This is a genomic window from Vibrio halioticoli NBRC 102217, assembly GCF_000496695.1.
Taxonomy (GTDB): Bacteria; Pseudomonadota; Gammaproteobacteria; order Enterobacterales; family Vibrionaceae; genus Vibrio; species Vibrio halioticoli.
On the sequence record NZ_BAUJ01000004.1, the window covers coordinates 158,354 to 180,934 of the forward strand.

General features: G+C 42.6%; 22 protein-coding genes. 18 read left to right on the forward strand and 4 right to left on the reverse strand.

Annotation, left to right across the window (positions count from 1 at the left end; translation table 11 throughout):
• Window position 1: 1 nt before the first annotated feature.
• From VHA01S_RS02295 to VHA01S_RS02365, 15 genes are all read left to right on the forward strand, one after another.
• Entirely contained in the window at window positions 2-1,504 is a 1,503-nt protein-coding gene (locus VHA01S_RS02295; RefSeq protein ID WP_023402732.1) for a TadE/TadG family type IV pilus assembly protein, read from the forward strand.
• A 7-nt stretch (window positions 1,505-1,511) separates the two neighbouring features.
• On the forward strand, window positions 1,512-2,153 hold the full coding sequence (locus tag VHA01S_RS02300; RefSeq protein ID WP_023402733.1) for an OmpA family protein: 642 nt from the start codon (window positions 1,512-1,514) through the stop codon (window positions 2,151-2,153).
• Between the two features lie 194 nt (window positions 2,154-2,347).
• Window positions 2,348-3,724, forward strand: coding sequence for an O-antigen ligase family protein (locus tag VHA01S_RS02305; RefSeq protein WP_023402734.1), 1,377 nt, complete (start codon window positions 2,348-2,350; stop codon window positions 3,722-3,724).
• Between the two features lie 255 nt (window positions 3,725-3,979).
• Entirely contained in the window at window positions 3,980-4,882 is a 903-nt protein-coding gene (locus VHA01S_RS02310) for a LysR family transcriptional regulator (protein WP_023402735.1), read from the forward strand.
• Window positions 4,883-5,152: 270 nt separating this feature from the next.
• Window positions 5,153-5,770: a cytochrome c biogenesis heme-transporting ATPase CcmA gene (gene ccmA, locus VHA01S_RS02315; protein WP_023402736.1), complete on the forward strand. Its 618-nt coding sequence runs from the start codon at window positions 5,153-5,155 to the stop codon at window positions 5,768-5,770.
• On the forward strand, window positions 5,770-6,438 hold the full coding sequence (gene ccmB / locus VHA01S_RS02320; protein WP_023402737.1) for a heme exporter protein CcmB: 669 nt from the start codon (window positions 5,770-5,772) through the stop codon (window positions 6,436-6,438). Before ccmA ends, ccmB begins: the two co-directional genes overlap by 1 nt.
• Before the next feature lie 27 nt (window positions 6,439-6,465).
• Window positions 6,466-7,215 carry a heme ABC transporter permease gene (locus tag VHA01S_RS02325; RefSeq protein WP_023402738.1) on the forward strand — a complete coding sequence of 250 codons (750 nt, stop codon included), beginning with the start codon at window positions 6,466-6,468 and terminating at the stop codon, window positions 7,213-7,215.
• 3 nt (window positions 7,216-7,218) lie between these two features.
• Window positions 7,219-7,425 (forward strand): heme exporter protein CcmD, encoded by a 207-nt coding sequence (gene ccmD / locus VHA01S_RS02330; protein WP_023402739.1) that lies wholly within the window; start codon window positions 7,219-7,221, stop codon window positions 7,423-7,425.
• Window positions 7,422-7,907, forward strand: coding sequence for a cytochrome c maturation protein CcmE (gene ccmE / locus VHA01S_RS02335; RefSeq protein WP_023402740.1), 486 nt, complete (start codon window positions 7,422-7,424; stop codon window positions 7,905-7,907). Before ccmD ends, ccmE begins: the two co-directional genes overlap by 4 nt.
• Window positions 7,904-9,862, forward strand: a complete 1,959-nt coding sequence (locus VHA01S_RS02340) for a heme lyase CcmF/NrfE family subunit (RefSeq protein WP_023402741.1) — start codon at window positions 7,904-7,906, stop codon at window positions 9,860-9,862. The genes ccmE and VHA01S_RS02340 overlap by 4 nt, the downstream gene beginning before the upstream one ends.
• Window positions 9,862-10,416 (forward strand): DsbE family thiol:disulfide interchange protein, encoded by a 555-nt coding sequence (locus tag VHA01S_RS02345; protein ID WP_023402742.1) that lies wholly within the window; start codon window positions 9,862-9,864, stop codon window positions 10,414-10,416. Before VHA01S_RS02340 ends, VHA01S_RS02345 begins: the two co-directional genes overlap by 1 nt.
• Complete coding sequence (locus VHA01S_RS02350) at window positions 10,413-10,889, forward strand: cytochrome c-type biogenesis protein (RefSeq protein ID WP_023402743.1); 477 nt, start codon at window positions 10,413-10,415, stop codon at window positions 10,887-10,889. The genes VHA01S_RS02345 and VHA01S_RS02350 overlap by 4 nt, the downstream gene beginning before the upstream one ends.
• On the forward strand, window positions 10,889-12,109 hold the full coding sequence (gene ccmI, locus VHA01S_RS02355; protein ID WP_023402744.1) for a c-type cytochrome biogenesis protein CcmI: 1,221 nt from the start codon (window positions 10,889-10,891) through the stop codon (window positions 12,107-12,109). The genes VHA01S_RS02350 and ccmI overlap by 1 nt, the downstream gene beginning before the upstream one ends.
• Before the next feature lie 74 nt (window positions 12,110-12,183).
• On the forward strand, window positions 12,184-12,969 hold the full coding sequence (locus VHA01S_RS02360) for an MlaA family lipoprotein (protein WP_023402745.1): 786 nt from the start codon (window positions 12,184-12,186) through the stop codon (window positions 12,967-12,969).
• 119 nt (window positions 12,970-13,088) lie between these two features.
• Entirely contained in the window at window positions 13,089-13,775 is a 687-nt protein-coding gene (locus VHA01S_RS02365) for a DNA-3-methyladenine glycosylase I (protein WP_023402746.1), read from the forward strand.
• Window positions 13,776-13,885: 110 nt separating this feature from the next.
• Here VHA01S_RS02365 and VHA01S_RS02370 read toward each other — a convergent pair whose 3' ends face one another.
• The 3 genes from VHA01S_RS02370 to VHA01S_RS02380 all read right to left on the reverse strand — a co-directional run bounded on the left by VHA01S_RS02370 (window position 13,886) and on the right by VHA01S_RS02380 (window position 16,711).
• Window positions 13,886-15,142 (reverse strand): outer membrane protein transport protein, encoded by a 1,257-nt coding sequence (locus VHA01S_RS02370; RefSeq protein ID WP_023402747.1) that lies wholly within the window; start codon window positions 15,140-15,142, stop codon window positions 13,886-13,888.
• A gap of 281 nt (window positions 15,143-15,423) precedes the next feature.
• Window positions 15,424-16,146, reverse strand: a complete 723-nt coding sequence (locus VHA01S_RS02375) for a DUF3379 domain-containing protein (RefSeq protein WP_023402748.1) — start codon at window positions 16,144-16,146, stop codon at window positions 15,424-15,426.
• Window positions 16,139-16,711, reverse strand: a complete 573-nt coding sequence (locus VHA01S_RS02380; protein WP_039970010.1) for a sigma-70 family RNA polymerase sigma factor — start codon at window positions 16,709-16,711, stop codon at window positions 16,139-16,141. Before VHA01S_RS02380 ends, VHA01S_RS02375 begins: the two co-directional genes overlap by 8 nt.
• A gap of 220 nt (window positions 16,712-16,931) precedes the next feature.
• Between VHA01S_RS02380 and fadI the strand changes: the two genes are divergently transcribed.
• Together fadI and fadJ are read left to right on the forward strand one after the other, a co-directional pair.
• Window positions 16,932-18,239: an acetyl-CoA C-acyltransferase FadI gene (gene fadI / locus VHA01S_RS02385; protein WP_023402750.1), complete on the forward strand. Its 1,308-nt coding sequence runs from the start codon at window positions 16,932-16,934 to the stop codon at window positions 18,237-18,239.
• Complete coding sequence (gene fadJ, locus VHA01S_RS02390; protein ID WP_023402751.1) at window positions 18,239-20,350, forward strand: fatty acid oxidation complex subunit alpha FadJ; 2,112 nt, start codon at window positions 18,239-18,241, stop codon at window positions 20,348-20,350. Before fadI ends, fadJ begins: the two co-directional genes overlap by 1 nt.
• An 82-nt stretch (window positions 20,351-20,432) precedes the next feature.
• On the opposite strand, the gene VHA01S_RS02395 is transcribed toward fadJ, so the two are convergent.
• Window positions 20,433-21,596, reverse strand: coding sequence for a threonine/serine exporter family protein (locus VHA01S_RS02395; protein WP_023402752.1), 1,164 nt, complete (start codon window positions 21,594-21,596; stop codon window positions 20,433-20,435).
• Between the two features lie 298 nt (window positions 21,597-21,894).
• Between VHA01S_RS02395 and VHA01S_RS02400 the strand changes: the two genes are divergently transcribed.
• The gene (locus tag VHA01S_RS02400; RefSeq protein WP_023402754.1) at window positions 21,895-22,485 is read left to right on the forward strand and encodes a hypothetical protein; all 591 of its coding nucleotides are present in this window, start codon (window positions 21,895-21,897) and stop codon (window positions 22,483-22,485) included.
• Window positions 22,486-22,581: the final 96 nt, after the last annotated feature.

A 22,581-nucleotide genomic window follows, 5' to 3' on the forward strand; every position in this document is an offset into this window, starting at 1 on the left:
TATGAAGAATTTTAAGCGTCAAAAAGGTGTGGCGGTAATAATTGTTGCCTTGAGTATGGTGGCAATTGGCGGTATGGCGCAATTAACCATTGAAGGTGGCAGAATGATCCAAGAGCGAGATCGATTAGCTGATGCCACTGAAGCTGCCACACTAGCCGTTGCGATTGCCAACCGCAGTGATCAAAAAGTGTCTGATGAGCTTGCTCGTAAGTATCTTGAAAACTATCTGCCGAGTATAGAAATTGGTGATGTTAAGGTAACTCGCACTGAAGGGAAAGAAGAGATCGATGGCAACCAACTTTATTATGTACAGTATGAAGTGGGTGCCGATGTAGGCTTTGAACGACAAATGGGCTTTATTGATAGTTCATCTGATAGCTCGTCGTATCAAGTAGGTAATGATGCAATGGCACGGACTTATATGTTGCCGTCTGATTTGGATCTTGTGTTTGTGGCTGATTTTTCCGGGTCTATGGACAGTAAGTGGAGTGGTAGTAGTGATAGTAATAGAAACCAAACTAAGCTTGAATTATTAATAGATCAAGTAAATATAATATCTGATGATTTACTTTCCAGTAGTGCAACAAATGCTGGTTATGCGCATAGGATTGGTTTTGTACCGTATAATTTAAGGACGCAAGAGGTGATTGATGGCAATCTTCGTTGTGTAACTGAATTAAAATATAAATCTATTGAGGTGACCACTGGCCCCAGTGACGATAGAAAGCATCATACGATCGCATACGATAGTATTCGTTGGGTAGATTGGGCAAAGAAATCAAGTAGCCAAGTTGAAGATTGTGCTGATAAATCTAGTGATTGTGGCGTTAATATGACACAAAGAGAGGCAAAGGCGATAGAAAAGGTATTTTCTGGTTCTAGTTATAACTTCCCAGACCCTTATGACTCTGTAGATATACAGAGTACAGTAATTAATTGGAATACAACAAAAACATCAGTAACTCCGTGGATTCATCCAGTTTCTAATTCTAACGATACTAAACTTTTTTCCGATGGCATGTGTGGTGATGACGAGAAATTTAATACTATTCCTTTGTCACTTCAAAAGCCTGAAATTAGTCATATGAAAGCCGATGGAGGCACAGCTCTTTACCAAGGGCTTATTAGAGGCGCTCAAATTCTTGCGGAAGGAAGCTTCACATTAACTGATCCTGAAAAACGTGAAAAATACCATGAGCGAGCACAAATGCTTTTGATTTTAAGTGATGGTCAAGAAAACCCATTCACTGAAACATTTCCTGCTCTAGTCAAGAATGGGCTATGTTCCAGTATTCGTAGCCATTTTGTGAGTCACGACAGTCCACTTTATATTGGTGTAATTGGAATCGACTTTAAAGCTTCTGAAGCAACAGGGTTTGCAGACTGCGCAGATGAAATCATCGACGTAACAAAAAGCCAAGACTTACTCGATAAAATCCAAGAACTGATCCAAAAAGGTGCTGCTACCAATGGAGTTTCTCGTTTATATGATAAAAATCTCTAGGAGCACTATGAAACTTTCTTTCGCCTCTGTTATTGCGTGCTTAACTATCGCTTCGATGCCTGCTATTGCGGCCAATGACATGAATAACAAAATTGAGCAGCTTTGCGCAACAGAGCATATGTTGATTAAACATTCAGTGAGTATTGGTCAGGCAAACGCGGTTGCCGGAAATAGGGCGCAGTATTATCAAATTCAACCAGCGTTGACTGAGCAACAAAAAGCAAATTTAAGAACGACCCAGGTAAGCCTAGGTGATGATTGCTTAGAGTTTTTAAGTCAGCAAGATGTGCTTTCTGTTGATACAGAAGGCGTCATAGCCAGAGTGTATTTTAATTTTGATAATAGTGATTTAACACAAGCGTCTAAATTAACACTTACCGCTTTGGCAAAACGCATGCAGTCATTAAACGAAGTACCAAAACTTAATATCGTGGGGCATACCGATAATGTTGGATCTGAAAGCTATAATCAAGAGCTAGGTAAACATAGAGCAATGTCGAGCAAAGTGTTTCTTGTTGAATCTGGAGTGGAAAAAGAGGTGCTGAAACCACACTCGGAAGGATTCAATAAACCACTGCGAGACAATCAAACCGAGCAAGGGCGCGCAACCAATCGCCGCGTCGAAATTGTGGTGGCTGAATCATCTTAACCTGCATGTTTTCAATATATTAGTATAAACTGGAGTTAGGTTACGAGTCAGTCTATTATCGTTTTGTAAGGTATCCACTAATTATTAGTTTAAAGACGGTTAGTTGATCGTATGCCACAGTTTTTATTCAAACAAGTGTCTCTAGTTAACCTAGAGACACTTGTTTTTCTTTCTACTAAAGTAAATTTTATTCTATGCACTTTTTAAAACAACGATATGCTTTAAGCACCATTATTCTCGTTATCGTCGCTCTATTTAGCTTCAATTTGTATGTGCTACCTGATCAGCAGGTGCTTATGTACGATTATAAGCGCTTGTTTTTATGTGCCATTTTAGTCTTTGTTGCCTTGAATCTAGTATTTAGCCATACCTTGAGAGAGAGGTTGGTAGGGCGATTTGCAAGTAGTAGTTGTTTGGTAAAAAGTCTCGTAGTGGTATTTTTGGGTTTTGCGTTTTTTGCCGATCTGTTCGGGTTATTTCCGCACAAGGCGATTCCGCTTTATTTCTATATCGTCGGTTTGTTCTTTTTAATTCTTCGCTTTACCCTTGAGAAGCCTTCAGCCATAACGTTTAGACTTTTTTCATGGGTCATAGGTCTGTCTTTTGGCTCTGTATTTGTTGGCTATACCGTAGCTACTTTTTATGGTGAAGGTGCAACCATTTTTACAATTCTTAGTTATGTAAATCCAAGATTTCTTAATCAGGTTCAGATATGGCTAGTTATCCCATCGCTATACATTGTATTAGTGTCAAAAAAACGAGCTAGCTATTTAATGCCTATTTTGAATTTTGCCATGATGTTTGCGTTGGATGCTCGAGGACTAGCGATTGCTTCATTTATTGGCATTATGTTGTGGTTGATAATCGAGCGGCACCACAGAATACAACTAGTCAAAATTACCATTTTATCGCTATTTTTGGGATTCTTGGTATCGGTGTTATTTTTAACACCTCTTCCTAGCTATCTGATGCATGGTGAAATATCCAGTTCACTGTTAGATTTAAGGGCTACGAGTTCGGGTCGTATGGAAATATGGCGGAATGCTTTAGGCATGTATCAATTCTGGGGGTTAGGGGGTAACGGATATATATGTACATCCATACTTGAGATCAGACCGCACAATTCAATACTTACAGTGTTATTAAATTGGGGGGTAATACCTGCTATTTGTTATATCACGCTGGCTATGATCTTGCTGAAGCAAGTCGTTTTTGAAAAGAGTAAGCGATATAGAATTATAGGCCTTTCATTGATATCGGGCTTAGTACTTAGTTTAGTATCAAATGTCCTAGACTCACCCTTCAGCTTATTACTTGCCTGTATGTTTACAGGTTGGTTCTGTGGTCGAACCAAGTTGACTTCAACTAAAACACATAGTAAATGGGCTCATGCTTTATTAGCAATTACTTCTATAATTATTATTGTATGTATTTCATACAAGGTCTCAGATAGAGTCAAAAATAATTTCTATATTGATCTAAAGCAAGAAAAACTTGCTCCCCAATTCTGGCTAGCAAATAACTGCCCAGACATAAGAAGCGTCAAGAGCACAACCACAGATAAGCACTAAGTTGCAGTAAATACAATATCGCATTCGACAAGAATAATCATAACAATCTGTCACGTGTCAAATTATTGATTTTCTTAACAATCATGCAATAGAAATATGCATCAAAACACTGTATAACCGATGGATTATTTTAACCCATTAATAGTGCTGGTGCATATTTATACACCCAGTAAAAATAATAAAAGTCAGTCAAAAATCAATAGATACTCACTAGCGATATTTGAAGAATTATAAATATTTGGATATGGGAATATCATGATTGAAGCAATTGAAGCTTTCATATTAGCAGCCGAACATAATTCGTTCAGCATTGCTGCAAAAAAGCTGGGCAAGAGCCAGTCGGCGGTCAGCCAACTTATTCATAATTTAGAGATAGATCTTGGTTATGAGTTATTTGATCGTCGAGGACGCTTTATTTCCCTTAATGACAATGGTCATGCTTTGTTAAAACAAGCGCGTATGGTTAAAGCGCAATACTCACGCTTTGTGTTACACGCCGAACAACTGAAAACCAACCAAAAACAGAGAATCAATATTGGTATTGATCCTTTGCTTTGCCCTAAAAACACCACTCGATTGATTCAACAATTTGAAGTTACTTTTTCATCAGTCGAAGTGCATTTAGTTTATCGTGATAGTCAGTCGTTAAATGACTTATTACTGGCTAAAGATTTGGACATAGTGATTGGTGGCAACGATGCCTTTTTACCCGCATCTGAGTATCACACCGAAAGCATCGGCACGGTTGAGAATGTGTGGATTGCCAAAGAAGATGCGATTCAGCGTATTAACTCGGCAGAACAATTGTTTGAATTGAGTACTTATCGCTACTTGATACCACCTCAATTTGAAACAGAATCATTGAAGTCTATTACTGAGATAGCCTCGGTGTGGCGTATCGATGATATTAATACCTTGTTCAAAATGTGTGAGTCGGGTTCGAACATTGCTTGTATCCCTCACAATGCGTTAACCGTATTGCCTATGTACGATGAGTTGCGAGTGGTTTCTTCGCGTTTGTTGCCAAAGGTGAAAAAAGGACTGGTGTTGAGCTGGCATCTTGATATGCGTACAGCCCCTTTCTGTAAATGGATTAGCCAATCGCTACAACAGAAAACTCAAACTAATACCGTCACTAGAGTGTTAGAAACCGCGTAACTTGATTCATTTTTAGTGATTATTGAGCCAATATTGAACAAAGCCTAGTATTTACTAGGCTTTGCTACGTTTGAATACTTACAAATTATGATTTAGCAAGCGCATAGCAAGAGAATCTGCATTGCTGAGTCAGAAATTTGATGGGGTTCAAACCATTGCTAGCTTGTTACTGTAAATTGGCGATTTCGCTTATAACTTAATCGCTTAGGCTGTATGGGAGTTAACAGCTTGTGATAGTATATTGACTCTTTTTCATAGATGAATTTGTTGATGCTACAAGTTACGGAACTATCTGCAATTAGAGATGAAAGAATTTTGTTCGAAAACCTGTCTTTTTCTATGCAGGCGGGTGATCTTGTGCAAGTTGAAGGACGTAATGGTACGGGTAAGACAACGTTATTACGCATCATTGCAGGGCTTGGCGACAAAGAGGCCGGAGAGATTGAATGGAAACAGCAGTCCATTTTTTCAGATAGAGATAGCTTTCATCAAGACTTGTTATTTTTAGGTCATCAAACGGGTATTAAACGAGACCTTAGTGCGTTCGAAAACCTGTCTTTTTATCTTAACATTAGCGGGCAGTCCTATACCTATGATGAGGTTTGGCAAGCGTTAACTAAAGTCGGTTTGGCTGGACGAGAAGATGTGCCAGTGGCGCAATTGTCGGCAGGCCAACAAAGAAGGGTTGCTTTAGCACGATTGTGGTTGAGTAAACATCCGCTGTGGATTTTAGATGAACCATTAACCGCAATCGACAAGCAAGGCGTTAAAGTCCTTGAACAACTTTTTTTACAGCATACAGAGCAAGGAGGCATGGTGTTGTTAACTACCCATCAAGATATGTTCGAAAATTGCGCCACGCTTCGTAAAATAAGGTTGGGTCACTAATGCTGGGTCATATGTGGGCGATTATCCGTCGTGAGTTGCTCATTGCATTCAGACGCAGAGCAGACATCTTTAACCCGCTGTGGTTTTTCATCATAGTCATTACTTTATTTCCCTTAGGTATCGGGCCTGAGCCGAATCTTCTCGCGCGAATAGCCCCTGGGGTTGTATGGGTCGCCGCTTTGTTAGCCGCATTGTTGTCATTGGAGCGATTGTTCCGTGATGATTATCAAGATGGCGCGCTTGAGCAACTGATGCTGATGCCACTACCACTGCCTTTAGTGGTGATTTCAAAAGTCATCGCGCACTGGATTTTGACAGGCTTACCCCTGATTCTGATCAGCCCACTATTGGCAATACTTTTAAGCCTTAGCTGGGATTCTTGGACAGCGGTGGTCATTACCTTATTGCTTGGCACTCCAACGTTAAGTTTTCTTGGCGCTATTGGTGTCGCGCTTACAGTAGGCCTACAAAAAGGCGGCGTACTGCTGAGTCTTCTAATATTACCTTTGTATATTCCGGTACTTATCTTTGCCACATCAGCGATTGATGCGGCAGGTATGGGAGGTTCGTACAATGGTCAACTTGCCATTATGGCCTCTATTTTGGCGGGCTCGATAACATTAACGCCTTTTGCAACGAGCGCAGCATTGCGCGTGTCGGTAAATTAACTTTAATTTTCTCTGAGAGTAAAAAACATGTGGAAGTGGCTCCATCCTTACGCAAAATCTGAAGCAACTTACAATCTTTGTGGCAAGTTGCAACCATGGTTTACAGCATTAGCTTTAATTCTTCTTGCCTGTGGCAGTGTATGGGGTTTGGCATTTGCGCCAAGCGACTACCAACAAGGGGATAGCTTTAGAATCATTTATATTCATGTACCGTCGGCGATTTGGTCGATGGGAGCGTACATGGGGATGGCCATTGCCGCTTTTATTGGGTTGGTTTGGCAGTTAAGGTTGGCCAGTCTTGCCGCTCTTGCCATGGCACCCGTTGGCGCAGTGTTTACTTTTATTGCGCTAGTCACAGGCGCAGTATGGGGCAAACCTATGTGGGGCACTTGGTGGGTTTGGGATGCACGTTTAACGTCTGAGTTAGTCTTGTTGTTCCTCTATCTTGGCGTTATCGGCCTGTATCATGCTTTTGACGACCAAAAAACGGCGGCGAAAGCGGCGGGTATTTTGGCGGTTGTGGGTGTTATCAATTTACCAATTATTCATTTTTCTGTTGAATGGTGGAACACCCTTCATCAAGGCGCAACGATTACCAAGTTTGCTAAACCTTCTATTTCTAACGATATGTTGTGGCCTTTACTGCTTAATATTTTCGGCTTTGCCTTCTTCTTAGGCTCAGTGACCATGATTCGTTTTAGAACCGCGATTTTGCAAAAAGAGGGTCATAGACCTTGGGTGCAGGAACTCGCTAAACGTACTTTCAGCAAAGGGTAACGCATGCATTTTGATTCTTTTTCAGAGCTATTATTTATGGGGGGTTACGCCTCCTACGTTTGGGGCGCCTTTCTCATTACCTTTGGCGCTCTTGGATTGATTTTTGTATCAAGTTGCTTAAGTAGCAAAGCAACATTAAGAGAAGTGAAAAATAAAATGGACCGCCAAGCGCGAATTGATGCCGCTAAGAATATGGAGAACACGCTATGAACCCTAGACGTAAAAAAAGGATGGGCTTGATTGTTGCGCTGTTAGTCGGTTTAGGGTTAACCGTGGGATTAATGTTGTATGCACTCAATCAAAACATGGATCTCTTCTATACTCCTACTGAAATAGTGAACGGAAAACCTAACGGTGAGAAACCAGAAGTAGGGCAACGTCTTCGTATTGGAGGCATGGTGGTTGCAGGTACGGTTTCTCGTGATTCACAATCTTTGCGCGTGTCGTTTGATGTTGCCGATGTAGGGCCTTCAGTGACGGTGGTTTATGACGGCATTTTGCCTGACTTGTTCCGTGAGGGGCAGGGCATTGTTGCTCAAGGCGTATTGGTTGATAGTCACACCGTAGAAGCGTTTGAAGTCCTTGCAAAACACGATGAAGAATATATGCCACCAGAAATTGCCGAAGCAATGAAGGTGACTCATGAACCTCTTCAATATACTCAAGAACAAAAACAAGGAAGCGGTCAATGATTGCTGAGTTAGGGCACTTTGCTCTTATCGTCTCACTTGCGATGGCGGTGCTGTTAAGCGTATTGCCTCTGTGGGGGGCGTCAAAAAATAATGCTTTGTTGATGAACACGGCCAGACCTTTGTCTTGGGGCATGTTCATCCTACTTGGGATTTCTTTCTTTATCTTGTGTTGGTCGTTTTATCACAACGACTTTACCTTGCAGTATATTGCAAGCAACTCAAACAGCAATCTCCCTTGGTACTACCGAATTACGGCGGTATGGGGTGCGCACGAAGGCTCTTTACTACTTTGGGTATTAATCCAAGCGGGCTGGACAGTGGCGGTTGCAACCTTTAGCCGTGGTATGCCGCAAGAGTCTGTAGCGCGTGTTTTAGCGGTGATGGGCATGATAACGGTAGGATTCTTACTGTTTATCATAGTGACCTCAAATCCATTTGACAGAACCCTCCCATATTTCCCTATTGATGGGCGAGACTTAAACCCATTATTGCAAGATCCAGGTCTGATCATACACCCGCCAATGTTGTATATGGGCTATGTGGGCTTCTCAGTTGCGTTTGCGTTTGCAATTGCTTCATTGATGGCTGGCCGCTTAGATACGGCATGGGCTCGTTGGTCAAGACCTTGGACAATTGCCGCATGGTCATTTTTGACCGTTGGTATCGCACTAGGCTCTTGGTGGGCGTATTACGAACTTGGCTGGGGCGGCTGGTGGTTCTGGGATCCAGTAGAAAATGCCTCCTTCATGCCATGGCTTGCGGGCACGGCGTTGATGCACTCACTTGCTGTGACAGAAAAACGCGGCACATTTAAAGCGTGGACGGTATTGCTAGCTATCTCTGCATTCTCGTTAAGTTTGCTCGGTACCTTCTTAGTTCGTTCAGGCATTCTAGTGTCGGTACACGCCTTTGCCTCTGATCCGGCGCGCGGCATGTTCATTTTGGTATTTTTAGTGGTGGTCATTGGCGGTTCGTTACTGCTGTTCGCCCTGAAAGGTGCATCCGTACGAGTGCGTGGTAATTTCGATCTGATTTCTCGCGAGAACGCCTTACTCGCTAATAATGTGTTGTTGATAGCGGCGCTGGTTGTGGTATTAGTCGGGACGTTACTACCGCTAGTACATAAGCAGTTGGGGCTTGGTTCTGTGTCTATTGGCGCACCTTTCTTTAATATGCTGTTTACATGGTTGATGGTGCCATTTGCCTTCCTATTAGGTATAGGTCCATTGATGCGCTGGAAGCGCGATAGCATTAAACAATTTGCTAAACCGCTATTAATCAGTGGCGTAGTTTCTCTGACATTAGCAGCAGTAATGGTTTGGCTATTGAGCGAACGTTTCACCGGACTTGCTTTCCTTGGTTGGGTTATGGCGCTGTGGATTGTTTGTTTGCATATCTTTGAGCTTCATCAACGTGCCACGCATCGTCATTCATTTGCAGTGGGATTGACAAAACTTCCTCGCAGCCATTGGGCAATGATGAGTGCGCATATTGGTCTAGCAGTGACGGTTATCGGTATTGCTATGGTGCAAAATTACAGCATTGAACGTGATGTGCGACTTGCTCCGGGTGAGAATTTTAATATCGAAGGTTATAACTTCCACTTTGAGAACTTGCGAGACAATGACGGTCCAAACTACGACGGTTATATTGCTGATTTTAAAGTTACTAAAGACGGGAAATACATTAATACGCTGCACGCTGAAAAACGTTTTTACACTACAGCTCGCTCGATGATGACTGAGGCAGCGATTGATGCTGGTGTTACGCGCGACCTGTACATCGCGATGGGCGAAAAACTGGATGACGGCGTTTCATGGGCAGTGCGTATTTATTACAAACCGTTTGTACGTTGGATTTGGGCAGGTAGTTTGTTTATGGCGTTTGGTGGTGCTTTAGCCATCAGTGACAGACGTTACCGTTTTCGCAGTAAAGCGGTTAAGAAGGAAGCGTAATGAATAAGAAAGTATTATTTGTCCCTCTGCTGATGTTTATTGTGTTAGCTGCAGTGTTCGCCACTCAGTTAACTCGCAATGCCGATGGTGATGATCCTACTAAGTTGGAATCTGTGTTAATCGGTAAAAATGTGCCGGTGTTTAAGCTAGAAGATCTAGAAACTCCAGGGCTATTGCATGACCAAGCCATTTTTTCTGGACAGCCGCTGCTGTTAAACGTCTGGGCCACATGGTGTCCAACGTGTTATGCCGAACATCAATACCTCAATGAATTATCATCTCAGGGGGTAAAGATCATCGGTTTGAACTACAAAGACGAACGTGGCAAAGCCATTAAATGGCTACAAGAGTTGGGCAATCCTTACATGGTCAGTTTGTTCGATGGTAGAGGAATGCTAGGGCTAGATTTGGGCGTGTATGGCGCACCAGAAACCTTCTTAATTGATGCCAATGGTGTCATTCGTTATCGTCACGTTGGGGATGTTAACGTTAAAAACTGGCAAGAAAAACTAGGCCCTATGTATCAAAAAATGCTCGATGAGGTGAAATCATGAAGAAATGGTTTATCGCTATTATCGCCTCTATGATGTTCAGCTTTACCGCACACGCTGTAATTGAAGTGCATGAGTTTGATACCCCAGAGCAAGAGCTGCAATTTCAAGAGTTGAACCACACTTTGCGTTGCCCTAAGTGTCAGAACAACACTATCGGTGATTCTAATGCGGAATTGGCATTAGATCTTCGTGAAAAAGTGTACGAAATGACCAAAGAAGGCAAATCAAAACAAGAAATTGTGGATTATATGGTGGCGCGCTACGGCAATTTTGTGACCTATAAACCGCCGTTTACCTTAGGTACCGCTATTTTATGGTTGGGACCGGTGTTTGTCGTGCTGATTGGCTTTGGCTTTATCTTAACTCGAAGCCGACGTAAACCGGCTAAGGCTGCAGGTAATGCCACTTTAAGTGAAGAAGAGCAGCAACGCCTAAATGCTTTGCTAAAAGACGATAATGGAGACAACAAATAATGACGTTGTTTTGGATTTCTACCTTAGTTATTGTCCTGTTTGCAGCGGCCTTAATTATAATTCCACTAGTTAGAAAGCAAGTGGTTAACGATGCTGAGCGTCGTGATGAACTCAATAAAACCATTTTTAGAGAACGTGTTGCTGAGTTAGCCGTTGAAGATGAAGAAGGTATTGTGGTTGATAAAGAAGAGTTGATTGTTGATCTTAAACAGGCACTTCTTGACGACATTCCTGCTGAAAAACAATTGGCTTCTACCAAATTGAGCTCTCCTGTTTTAGTCGCGGTCGTTTCTGCGGTATTACTACTTGGAGTTTCATACGGCTTTTATGCTAAGTTTGGCGCAATCAATGAGGTTAAACACTGGCAAGATGTTAGTGCTAACTTACCCGCGCTAAGCAAGAAGTTAATGGATAGTAATGGTCAAACATTAACTGACCAAGAACTAAACGATTTAACGCTAGCACTGAGAACAAATCTTCATAAAAACAGCGATGATGCAACCGGTTGGTTATTGCTAGGACGTATTGGTCTTGCCAATCGTGATATGCAAACGGCGATTGGTGCAATGAAGCGAGCGCGTCAATTAGAGCCAAGTAACGTTGATATTCAGTTAGGACTTGCACAAGCATTGACCTTATCCAATGATGAAGTTGACCAACTTGAATCAGAACGCTTATTACATGACCTGTTGCGTCAAGACTATGTTGATTTAAGAGTCTTTTCTTTGTTAGCATTCAGCGCCTTTGAAAAACAAGATTATGCAGGTGCCATTCGTTACTGGCGTACCATGCAACAGTTAATTGGTGCTGATGATAGCCGTTACGAAATGTTAGAGCGCAGTATCAATAGTGCCCGTAGCAAAATGGGCGGTACTGAAGCCGCTATCCCTGGAGTGACCAGAATTGGTATTTCCCTCGCCGATAATGTTATTTTGCCAGAGCAAGGCGTGCTGATTGTGTCGGTCCATCGTGAAGATGGTTCACCAATGCCTATCGCTGCAGCCCGTTATGGTTTAGGTTCTTTCCCTCGTATGATCATGATGGACGATGGCAATAGCATGCTTGAAGGACTAAAATTATCGAGTTTAGATAAGTTTATCGTTCGTGCTCGCATAGATACTGATGGCGATGTATCTACTAAGGAAGGCGATTGGTTCGGCGAAAGTGCTGTTACTGCGAAGGGAGAAGATGTAACTTTAGTCATTAATAGTCAATACTAATACTATCAATGACAGGTGTAGTGGCAACGCCGCTACACCTCATTTAATCATTCGAAAGGGAACGGATATCCTACATGCGAAAAATCTGGATATTAATTGTTATATTAATGGCTGGCTGTGCCTCTCATTCTCAGCAAGATCAGTCTCAGCAAGATCAGCTGCAACAAGAGAGCGCAGAGTCTGACTCAGCCGACGTTAATGACCCTTTCGAAGGTTTTAACCGCATTATGTGGGATTTCAACTATGAAATCCTCGACCCTTATTTTGTACGCCCTGTATCGCTGACTTATACCGGTTATACCCCTCGTTTTATTCGTACCGGAATCAGCAACTTCTTAGCCAACCTCGATGAACCCGCAAGTGTGGTCAATAACTTATTGATGGGCAATGGTGGTCTTGCTTTAACTCATTTAAATCGTTTCTGGATAAATACCACGTTTGGTGTTGCGGGGCTATACGATGCTGCATCCCAAGGCGGTATTGCGAAGCAAGATGAGCGCGCATTTGGTGACGTATTAGGCAAATGGGGCGTTGGCAATGGTTGGTACTTTGTCTTTCCTGCCTATGGCCCTTGGACGCTGCGAGAGGGGGGAGACTTTGCCGATGGTCTTTACCCACCTCTATCTTACTTAAACTTCTGGGCAGGGCTTGGTAAGTGGGTATTTGAGGGGATGGAAACACGCTCGGCGTTAGTGTCTCAAGAAAGTACTCTTGAAAACTCCCCTGATCCTTATGTGTTGACTCGTGATGTGTTCTTACAGCGCAGAGCCTATAAAGCAGAGGTGACCGACGAAGAAGCAGTAGATGAAGATCAAGAAGATTATCTTGATAGTTATCTTGACGACGAAGACGACTTTTAAGCTGCATACATCATAAAATTTGCAGACAATCCTCTTTATACGTGTAATTCTTTTGTGCAGTTAACTGCTAGGTGAAGTTATTCACTGCTGTTGTTTATCAGACAGACACTAGGTTTCTTATGCATCTCGAAAAATTCTCCGATATTTATCGCCGTGCTTCTCATCGTAAAGGTGGCGACGCACAGCTTGAGTTTAGGCTCACTCATCCTTTAACTTCCGATGAAATTAAACAAATTCCCGATGATCGCTGGTTATCTGAATTCAGCATGAAGGTATTTCAATGCGGCATTTCATGGAAAGTCGTCAGAGACAAATGGCCTAATTTTGAGGAACTATTCTTTGAGTTTAAGCCCGAATTATTATTGATGCTTTCTGATGAGCATTGGGAAATGAAAGCTAAAGAGCCCAAAATCATCCGTCATTTAACTAAAGTAATGACCATCAAAACCAACGCTGAAATGTTGATGAACGCTCGCCTTGATCACGGTTCTTTTTCACAGATGGTGGCGAATTGGCCGGCAGAAAATATCACCGAATTGTGGGACTACTTAAAGAAAAATGGCAGTCGTTTAGGGGGTAATACTGGCGCTTATGCATTACGTGAGATGGGCGTAGATACCTTCATTTTATCTTCAGATGTAGAAAGTTACCTGCGTAGTTACGATATTATAGATGGCGGTCGTGATACCAAGAAATCACGTTTGGCGGCCAATAAAGCCTTTTGTCACTGGCAAAAAGAGTCAGGCAGAAGTATGAGTGAAATTAGTCAGATCATTGCATTTAGTTGCGGGGATAATCGGGTTTAGATTAATTACTGACGACAGATTGTTACTGACTTATCTATAAATAGAAAAGGTGTTGAGATTGCTCTCAACACCTTTTTTTAAACGCTAGCTAATATACTTAAACGTTTATATTAGAAGCTTTGGCTGTACTGTAGACCGACTAGGATTGCATCAGCACGAGTGGTTGCTGTAAGTACGGTTGTTTGACCTGTAGAATCAAGCTCTTGAACTTCTTGATCTGCACCGATTAGGTAAGTAATACCGAAGTCTAGTGTAGAGTCAGCAGTGAAGTGGTAACTTGCACCAGCAGAGATCCAGTTACGGTCAGAATCTGGTACAGCGATAGAGGTCAACTCATCTTGAGCACTGGTATCGTGCATGTAGCCTGTACGTAGCTCAACTTTGTCAGTAACGTACCAAGTACCACCGATAGCGAAGTGCCATCCGTCCTGCCATTGGTATTGCTTATTGTATGAGCCTTGTTGTACGCCACCACTTAGGTTCTCAAAATCAATCTCGTCAAATGCACTCCAACCAATCCATTGCACAGAGTAGTGCACTGCGAAATCAGTGTCTTTAATGCGGTTGTAACCTGAGAACTCAACCATGTCTGGTAGAGGTAGGTCAATTTTTTGACTCTTGTCATCTTCTACAGAGATGTCAGGGGAGTAACGGTAAGATAAACCCCAACGGTTGTTTTGATCCAATTCGTAAACAGTACCAACGTTGAAACCTACAGCCCAACCATCTGCATCTTCCACATCAACAAATTGCTGACCTGCAAATGAAGGTGGTAAAATTCCACCTGCGATTAGTTCGTTCGTGCCACGGCGGAAAGTGCCTTGACCATAGATAACATCAAGACCTGCACCAAGGCTCCACTGCTCGTTTAGACGGTATGAACCAGCCAGACCAATATTCATGCTCTTAATGTCTGTTTCGCCACCGTAGGCTGAGTTGTTATAAACAGTGCTACCAGAGAAATCAGTACTAGTGCCGAAGTTAGAGTAAGCATTGATACCCACAGCAAACTTCTCGTTGATAGGTACGATAAGGTGAATGTTAGGTGCAACTGAAGTTCCGCCTACATCATCATAATCTGGGTTGCCGACAGGGGAACCAGTATATTGTGAGTCTGTAACGGCAATATCAGTAACAATTGCTTCGAAACCAAGCGACAAAGATGTTTTATCAAAAAGGGCCATCGTTGCTGGGTTACGAGCCATAGAAGACGCGTTGTCTGCGATTACTGCGTCACCTGCGAATGCACGACCAATACCAGTAGCTGATTGTGCGTTAAGTTGGAAGCCAGCAGCATGTGCTTGTGAGGTAGCTGCAACTACTGCAACTGCAAGTAGGGAGCGTTTAAGAGTACGCATCTTATTCATTAATAATTTCCTTTTGTTTTACGCTAAAATCCTAGCGTATCAACCGGTCTTAAATTTCGAAGTCGGCTGATACTATTGCTAAATATAGTTTTAACAACTCAGACCACTACTAAAAATAGTGCGTTTGTTCATTTTTGCGACAAAAAAGGCTTAATTTTAGCTATTTATTGTGTTACTTAGAGTTATTGCTCTAAATCAATGATTGGTGCGATAAATTAGTAGAAATTGATAACCCCTTAACATATCTACATGTAAGGGGTTGAAATTATAGAGATAATTATTTAGGAGAGAGGTTTTATTATTTTAGATAACTGTTTTGCAATATCTGTAACATTTTCACCCTCTTCGCCGACCAAAATCATGGAGGCAGAGCCTATGGGCATTACAGCACCGGACAGCTTATTTTCATGAAAGTTCACTGACTGATCGGAGCTAACATCGGTAATAAACAGCGTAATTCGCCCTTTTTCACCCTGAAAAACCATGTGCAAGGCGTTATTTCCACCAAATCCACAGTGATTTAAGTAGTAGACATGGTAAGGGAAGGTTTCCGTAAACTGATAAGCAAAAGGCGTCAATTTGGTATTAATTTGACTGGACTGTACTTGCTCATCAAGTTTGTCGGTAAATGGGCGTTCATCAATCACATGTTTTACCGCAGTATCAGCCAAACTGGCATGAGCGCTAGAAACAATCTCAGGAGTCAAATTAAATTGACCCACTAATACGCCAACAGCAAAAGCAACGGATGCGGCAATCGCAAAACTGCGTTTGGCGAAAGTTGGTCGCACTACGTTAGTTTCACCGCTCTGGTTGAACAAAATCTTATCCGCCAAATTATCAGGTACATCGATACGCATTGCTTGCTCGATTCTGGCGTCTAAGCTCAGTATATCGTCAGTAAACTTGGCATTTTGTTCACTGCTGGCAATCGCATTGAGTAACTCTTCGTCTCTCGTTTTCGGATCCGACATAATACGGCGGCGAAATTCTAAATCATCCATTTTGCCTCCCCTGATTTGAAGTGGTTGAATCTAGTAATTCTTTTAGTTGGTTTCTGGCCCTAAATAGGCGGGTCATCACGGTGTTTTTATTCAGTTCTAAGATATCGCCAATTTCTTCACCACTGAATCCGCCAACAACTTGTAAAAACAACGGCTCACGATATTCCAAATCAAGACGCATAATTTGAGCTTGTAGCCACTCACTTTGATGAAATCCATCATCGCTAATATGTGCTTCATTCCCAGGATCGTCGATATCAACAAGATCTAACTGCTTTCTTTCAAAGCGTCGTGCGTTCTCACGCCTTAATATGGTGATAAGCCATGATTTAGCCGCTTTTTCGTCTAAAAGAGAATCTAACGCTTTCCATGCACGCAGGCAGGTTTCTTGTACAAGATCTTCTGCGATAGAACGATCTTTACATAACCAATAAGCGTAACGAAACAGGTCTCTGTGATAAGCGCGTACGAGCGCTTCGTATCTTCTTTGTTTATCCATATTAGAGTTGACCTGAGAGAGCGACTTTTTCTTTCGAGATTTCGCTTTCCTGTCGAAAATCTGCATAAGTCCCACACAAGCTCCTTTTTTATGTGTGTCTAGGTTCTTATGAACTGTACAAGAATATAAAATGGACGCAAACACAATATGTAGATGAATTGCGTCTTATCAATTAACTAATTTGGTGATGGCAGCCACATTTAAGATCTAATTCAATTACACACTTTGATTTTATTAACAATTTCATTACAATGTTGAGGTCTGACCTCTTAACTAAGGAAGTGTGATGGGATTACAGCAGTTAACTACTCGGCAGGGAGATAGGGTAGCAGTGGTGGCAGGGTTAAGAACCCCCTTTGCCAGACAAAGCACTGAACTAAAAGACATGCCTGCGTTAGATCTTGGCAAGATGGTGGTCAGCGAAATGCTTGCTCGTACCGATATTGATGCCTCATTAATTGAACAAGTGGTGTTTGGACAAGTGATTCAAATGCCGGCTGCGCCAAATATTGCTCGAGAAATCGTGCTAGGCACAGGAATGAACATCAATACCGATGCCTACAGTGTTACTCGTGCCTGCGCCACTAGCTTTCAGGCGACAGCCAATGTTGTTGAATCGATTCTCGCAGGTAACATCGAAGTGGGTATTGCTGGGGGGGCAGATTCCTCGTCCGTTTTACCAATTGGTGTGACTAAATCTTTAGCCGCAAACTTATTGGCGCTGAGTAAAGCGCGCACTTTGCCACAGAAGCTCAAAGTGATGAGCCGTCTTAAAATGAAAGATCTTATGCCTGTGCCTCCGGCGGTAGCAGAGTATTCAACCGGTTTGTCTATGGGGCAAACCGCAGAGCAGATGGCGAAGACTCACTCTATTTCTCGCGCAGACCAAGATGCACTGGCGCATCGCTCACACGCCTTTGCCGCTAACGCATGGAACGAAGGGAAAATTCGCGACGAAGTGATGACCGCCTATCCTGAACCTTATAAAAAATGGATTGATACGGACAACAACATCCGCTTTGATTCCACCATCGAAGGTTACGCGAAATTACGTCCCGCCTTTGATCGCCAATTTGGTTCAGTTACCGCCGCTAACTCAACGCCACTGACTGACGGCGCTGCGGCCATTATGCTAATGACGGAAAGTAAAGCCAAAGCGCTCGGGCTTGAGATTCTGGGTTATATTCGTTCTTATGCCTTTTCGGCAACGGGTGTTGAAAAAGATATGTTGATGGGGCCGTCGTACGCTACGCCGATTGCCCTCGATCGTGCGGGGCTAACCTTGAACGATCTGACTCTGATTGATATGCATGAAGCTTTTGCCGCGCAAGCACTGGCCAATGTGAAAATGTTTGCCAGTAACAAATTTGCTCAACAAAAACTCGGCAGAGACAAAGCGATTGGCGAGATTGATATGGATAAGTTCAATGTCTTGGGCGGCTCTATAGCCTACGGACATCCATTTGCCGCCACAGGCGCGCGTATGATCACTCAAACATTAAGAGAGCTTAAACGACAAGGCGGAGGCTTTGGTCTCAATACCGCCTGTGCCGCTGGTGGACTTGGCGCGGCAATGATTTTGGAGGTGGAATAATGACTGAGCTTAAAACCTTTAATTTAAGCATAGATGAAGAGCAACTCGCTTGGTTATCTATTGATGTGCAGGGTGAGAAAATGAATACCCTGCAAGCCGCATTCGCCGATGAAATGAGTGAGATTCTGTCGCAACTTGAACAGAAAAAATCAGAGATAAAAGGGCTGATCATTCATTCGTTAAAGCCAGATAATTTTATTGCAGGTGCGGATGTACGCATGTTAGACGCATGCAAAACCGCAACTCAGGCCACTGAGTTAGCCACCACTGGCCAAAAAATGTTTGCCAAGCTCGGCGAGTTTCCATTTTCAGTGGTTGCTGCCATTCACGGCCCATGCTTAGGGGGCGGTTTAGAGCTTGCCCTTGCCTGTGACTACCGTGTTTGTAGTGATGATGATATTACTCGCTTAGGCTTACCAGAAGTTCAACTTGGCTTGTTACCCGGCTCAGGGGGGACACAAAGGTTGCCTAGACTTATTGGACTTATGCAGTCTCTGGATTTGATTCTTACTGGCAAACAAGTGCGCGCGAAGAAAGCCAAAAAACTGGGATTGGTGGATGCAAGTGTGCCAAACAGTATTTTTCTGGATGTTGCGAAATCCTACGCACAAAAATCGAAACCTAAACGTAAATCTTCGACAAAGGAAAAACTGATCTCAAGTGTTGGCTTGAGCCGTAAAGTCATCTTTGATCAAGCCGCCAAGAAAACACAGCAGAAAACTCGTGGTAATTATCCCGCCACTGACAAAATTCTCGAGGTGATGCAATTTGGTTTAGAGAAGGGATTAAAGCGCGGTCTAGAAAAAGAGGCGTTAGAGTTCGGGCATCTGGTCATGACCTATGAATCAAAGGCATTACGCTCGCTATTTTTTGCCACCACAGAAATGAAAAAAGAACATTTTGGTAATGCCACCCCTGCTAAGGTCAACCATGTTGGCGTATTAGGTGGCGGATTGATGGGAGCGGGTATTGCTCACGTATCGCTCGCCAAAGGTAAATTTGCCGTTAACTTAAAAGATGTCGCACAAGATGGGGTATTAAATGCCCTGAGCTACAACTACAAACTGTTGGAAAAGCAGCGCAAGCGTCGCATCTTATCGAAAGCGCAAGTACAGTCAAAAATGTCACAGTTGCGTGGCGGTACTGACTATCTTGGTTTTAATAAGGCTGATGTTGTTATTGAAGCGGTATTTGAAGATTTATCATTAAAACAAGGCATGGTGCAAGATATTGAGCAGCAGTGTCCTGAAAATACAATTTTTGCTTCTAATACTTCGTCTTTACCTATTTATCAAATAGCGGAAGGCGCGAAAAGACCTGAAAATATTGTCGGTCTGCATTACTTTAGTCCAGCAGAGAAAATGCCGTTAGTTGAGGTGATTCCTCATGCCACCACTTCGGCAGAAACAGTGGCAACGGTAGTGGCTCTTGCTCGCAAACAAGGCAAAACGCCAATCGTAGTGAAAGACAGCGCCGGTTTCTATGTAAACCGAATTTTAGCGCCCTACATGAACGAAGCGGCTCAAGTGTTGATGGCAGAGCAAGAGATTGAGCATATTGATAGCGCACTGCTGAACTTTGGTTTCCCTGTTGGGCCTATTACCTTGCTCGATGAAGTGGGCGTGGATATTGGCGCTAAAATAATGCCGATTTTAGTGAGTGAACTTGGTGAGCGTTTCCAAGGTCCCAACTTATTTGATGTGCTTCTTAATGATGGGCGTATTGGGCGCAAAGCAGGTAAAGGCTTTTATCAGTACAAAGGCAAAGATAAGAAAGTCGATAAATCTGTGTATAAGTTACTGAAATTGACTCCTTCACGCAGCATTGCTGAAGAGGATATTGCGCTTCGTTGTGTGATTCCTTTGCTTAATGAAGCGGTGCGCTGTTTAGATGAAGGTATCATTGCCAGTGCTCGAGACGGAGATATTGGTGCCATCTTTGGTATCGGCTTCCCGCCGTTTAGCGGTGGACCATTTAGGTTTATGGATACTTATGGTCTAGACAAGTTAATCGAGAAAATGCGCCAGTTTGAGCTGACTTACGGCGAACGATTTGAGCCGTGCCAAGGGCTTATTGATAGGGCTGAGTCAGGGAAAACCTTCTACGGCTAAGTATTTCTAATTACTTAGTGAGATTGGTATTAAAAATAACTGCAAGGGAAGCCGATATCATTTCGTCTTCCCTTTTTGTTAGCTATCTTTCGATTTTTGGTGAATAGATAGAGTAGGCGGTAATTTGGCCTGCCATGATAGCGGCAAACATGAATAGCGCAGATAAGCCTATGCTTGGGATAGGCAAAATGGGTTGCTCAAATACCGATTGGCTAGCACTCACTAACACGCGGCTTCCGGGAACTAATATAATGATGCCTTGCAGTATATAGATAGAACCCGTTAGGTGCATTTTCTTGGCAATCCATGTGCCATATAAGGTGATGATCACCGTAGTTAGCCATGTGCCGACAATCCAGCCACTGCCAAGTCCTAGATAATAAGGGCCCCACATACCTAAGATAGCCACTGGAAAACCTAATAGCATGTCTTTTGGTCTGGCATTAAATATGATTCCAATAGCAAGGGATATCACGGGCAGTCCAGCAAAGTGCATCCACGTTGGCACGTCATTGGTATAAGTTAAATAGTCACTGACGCCCCAAATCGTTTCACCAATGTGCACGCCCATAAATATGCCAATGAAGAGCTTAATCAGCGTGAGCATACTTTGCCCTAATAAACTGGTGCCTGATACGAGATCATTAAATGCTAAACATTCCAACGCATTGGCAATGGATAAACCGGGGACAAACAGTATTACGGCGGCGATGCACAAGGCGTATATGGGCATGGGATAACCAAGGCTACTGATACCCGCTACGCAAATACCCGTTAGCAGTGCAGCAATAAACTCAACCGCAATAGTGCGACGTCCAGTCAGTACTTGCTGACATCCCCACACCAAAATCCCGAGCAGACTGGCAAAAGTAATGGCTTCAAGAGTGCTGCCGATAAGCATTAAGTATGCGGGTGGGATAGACATGTTAGCCAGTGCGACGCTCCATTTTGGATAATGGAGAGGTTTTTGCACCTTAGCACCGTTTCTATTGTCGAGCCGACCTATGGTGTGCGCAAGTAAACTAAGATCAATGGACGCGGGTGCTAAGCGCTTCATAATGACCTTATTGTTATCTTCGGGAAATTGATAATTAATGGATGTCGGGAGCGCTTGCACCATTGAAGGCATTCCTTGTTGCCTTGCATAATATTGTGTGAATTTTTCTACCTTATATGGAGGACACCCACTGCGATGCAGAGTGTTCCCAAATTCAACAATATCATTGATGGATTCTTGATTGGCCATTGTGAACTGTTTGGATGATTGAGGCTAAGTAGCGCGAATGTATCAGATAAAAACCCATCGCGCCAAACCCATGCATCAGCTTTGTAAGCGAGCTCAAGGGATTGCAAAAGAAGCATAAAAACAATCTCTCAAATCCATATCCATTTTTGAAACATAAGATTGCAATGCAAGCGCTACGTTATAACAAACGTATTAAATATTATATATACGGAGTCGCACTGGATGACTATCGCGTGTTTATCAATATTATTTCTGGTGTGGCATATGAAATTATCACATTTAATAATCAGAAATTATAATGAAAAAAATTCTATCAATAGTTCTTCTATTTTCTCTCGGTGGTTGTGCGTCATTATTGACCAATAAAATTGTGTTTAACCATCACAACAATCATGTGGATATTGCGGGCGTAGAGGCTTCCGTAGACTTACCTTCTAATTATGTTTTCGTCGAAGATTTCAAGATTAAGAGTTTTCAGGGATATAGTAATACTGTCGGTGGTGAAAAAGATTCGTTTGATATGTCTATTTTCAAAGATACAGAAAGCAACGGATTTGTAATGTTATTGAGGAGAAAATGCCACCATTGTTACTTTTCTAATATAGCAAGAGGTGATACTACTTATCGTCTTGGGGCATTTCGAACATTTCAGGTTGATAGATACCGCTCTATGTCCTTAACGCATCATGGCGTGTTGGATCAGAAAATATACGAAGCTTTGATGACCAACAATACTGAAAATAGAGACTATAGAGAACAGATGTGTGGAGAAAGTATTAGGACATCAAATCACAAATCTATATATGTAATGTCTGTATTCAAATCATGCTACCAAACACAACCAGATATATTGAATACCTTAAACTTAAAACCAATAACACATAGTTAACCCCAGACATTCTAATATTTGATTAATCAAAAAGACACTCAGCCTACGTTCAATATGATATTAAGCTGAGTGTCTTTTTTTAATTGAGGTTAACGT

Coding starts and splice junctions, on each gene's coding strand:
- VHA01S_RS02295 (WP_023402732.1), top strand. CDS start 2: ATGAAGAATTTTAAGCGTCAAAAAGGTGTGGCGGTAATAATTGTTGCC.
- VHA01S_RS02300 (WP_023402733.1), top strand. CDS start 1,512: ATGAAACTTTCTTTCGCCTCTGTTATTGCGTGCTTAACTATCGCTTCG.
- VHA01S_RS02305 (WP_023402734.1), top strand. CDS start 2,348: ATGCACTTTTTAAAACAACGATATGCTTTAAGCACCATTATTCTCGTT.
- VHA01S_RS02310 (WP_023402735.1), top strand. CDS start 3,980: ATGATTGAAGCAATTGAAGCTTTCATATTAGCAGCCGAACATAATTCG.
- ccmA (WP_023402736.1), top strand. CDS start 5,153: ATGCTACAAGTTACGGAACTATCTGCAATTAGAGATGAAAGAATTTTG.
- ccmB (WP_023402737.1), top strand. CDS start 5,770: ATGCTGGGTCATATGTGGGCGATTATCCGTCGTGAGTTGCTCATTGCA.
- VHA01S_RS02325 (WP_023402738.1), top strand. CDS start 6,466: ATGTGGAAGTGGCTCCATCCTTACGCAAAATCTGAAGCAACTTACAAT.
- ccmD (WP_023402739.1), top strand. CDS start 7,219: ATGCATTTTGATTCTTTTTCAGAGCTATTATTTATGGGGGGTTACGCC.
- ccmE (WP_023402740.1), top strand. CDS start 7,422: ATGAACCCTAGACGTAAAAAAAGGATGGGCTTGATTGTTGCGCTGTTA.
- VHA01S_RS02340 (WP_023402741.1), top strand. CDS start 7,904: ATGATTGCTGAGTTAGGGCACTTTGCTCTTATCGTCTCACTTGCGATG.
- VHA01S_RS02345 (WP_023402742.1), top strand. CDS start 9,862: ATGAATAAGAAAGTATTATTTGTCCCTCTGCTGATGTTTATTGTGTTA.
- VHA01S_RS02350 (WP_023402743.1), top strand. CDS start 10,413: ATGAAGAAATGGTTTATCGCTATTATCGCCTCTATGATGTTCAGCTTT.
- ccmI (WP_023402744.1), top strand. CDS start 10,889: ATGACGTTGTTTTGGATTTCTACCTTAGTTATTGTCCTGTTTGCAGCG.
- VHA01S_RS02360 (WP_023402745.1), top strand. CDS start 12,184: ATGCGAAAAATCTGGATATTAATTGTTATATTAATGGCTGGCTGTGCC.
- VHA01S_RS02365 (WP_023402746.1), top strand. CDS start 13,089: ATGCATCTCGAAAAATTCTCCGATATTTATCGCCGTGCTTCTCATCGT.
- VHA01S_RS02370 (WP_023402747.1), bottom strand. CDS start 15,142: ATGAATAAGATGCGTACTCTTAAACGCTCCCTACTTGCAGTTGCAGTA.
- VHA01S_RS02375 (WP_023402748.1), bottom strand. CDS start 16,146: ATGGATGATTTAGAATTTCGCCGCCGTATTATGTCGGATCCGAAAACG.
- VHA01S_RS02380 (WP_039970010.1), bottom strand. CDS start 16,711: ATGCAGATTTTCGACAGGAAAGCGAAATCTCGAAAGAAAAAGTCGCTC.
- fadI (WP_023402750.1), top strand. CDS start 16,932: ATGGGATTACAGCAGTTAACTACTCGGCAGGGAGATAGGGTAGCAGTG.
- fadJ (WP_023402751.1), top strand. CDS start 18,239: ATGACTGAGCTTAAAACCTTTAATTTAAGCATAGATGAAGAGCAACTC.
- VHA01S_RS02395 (WP_023402752.1), bottom strand. CDS start 21,596: ATGGCCAATCAAGAATCCATCAATGATATTGTTGAATTTGGGAACACT.
- VHA01S_RS02400 (WP_023402754.1), top strand. CDS start 21,895: ATGAAAAAAATTCTATCAATAGTTCTTCTATTTTCTCTCGGTGGTTGT.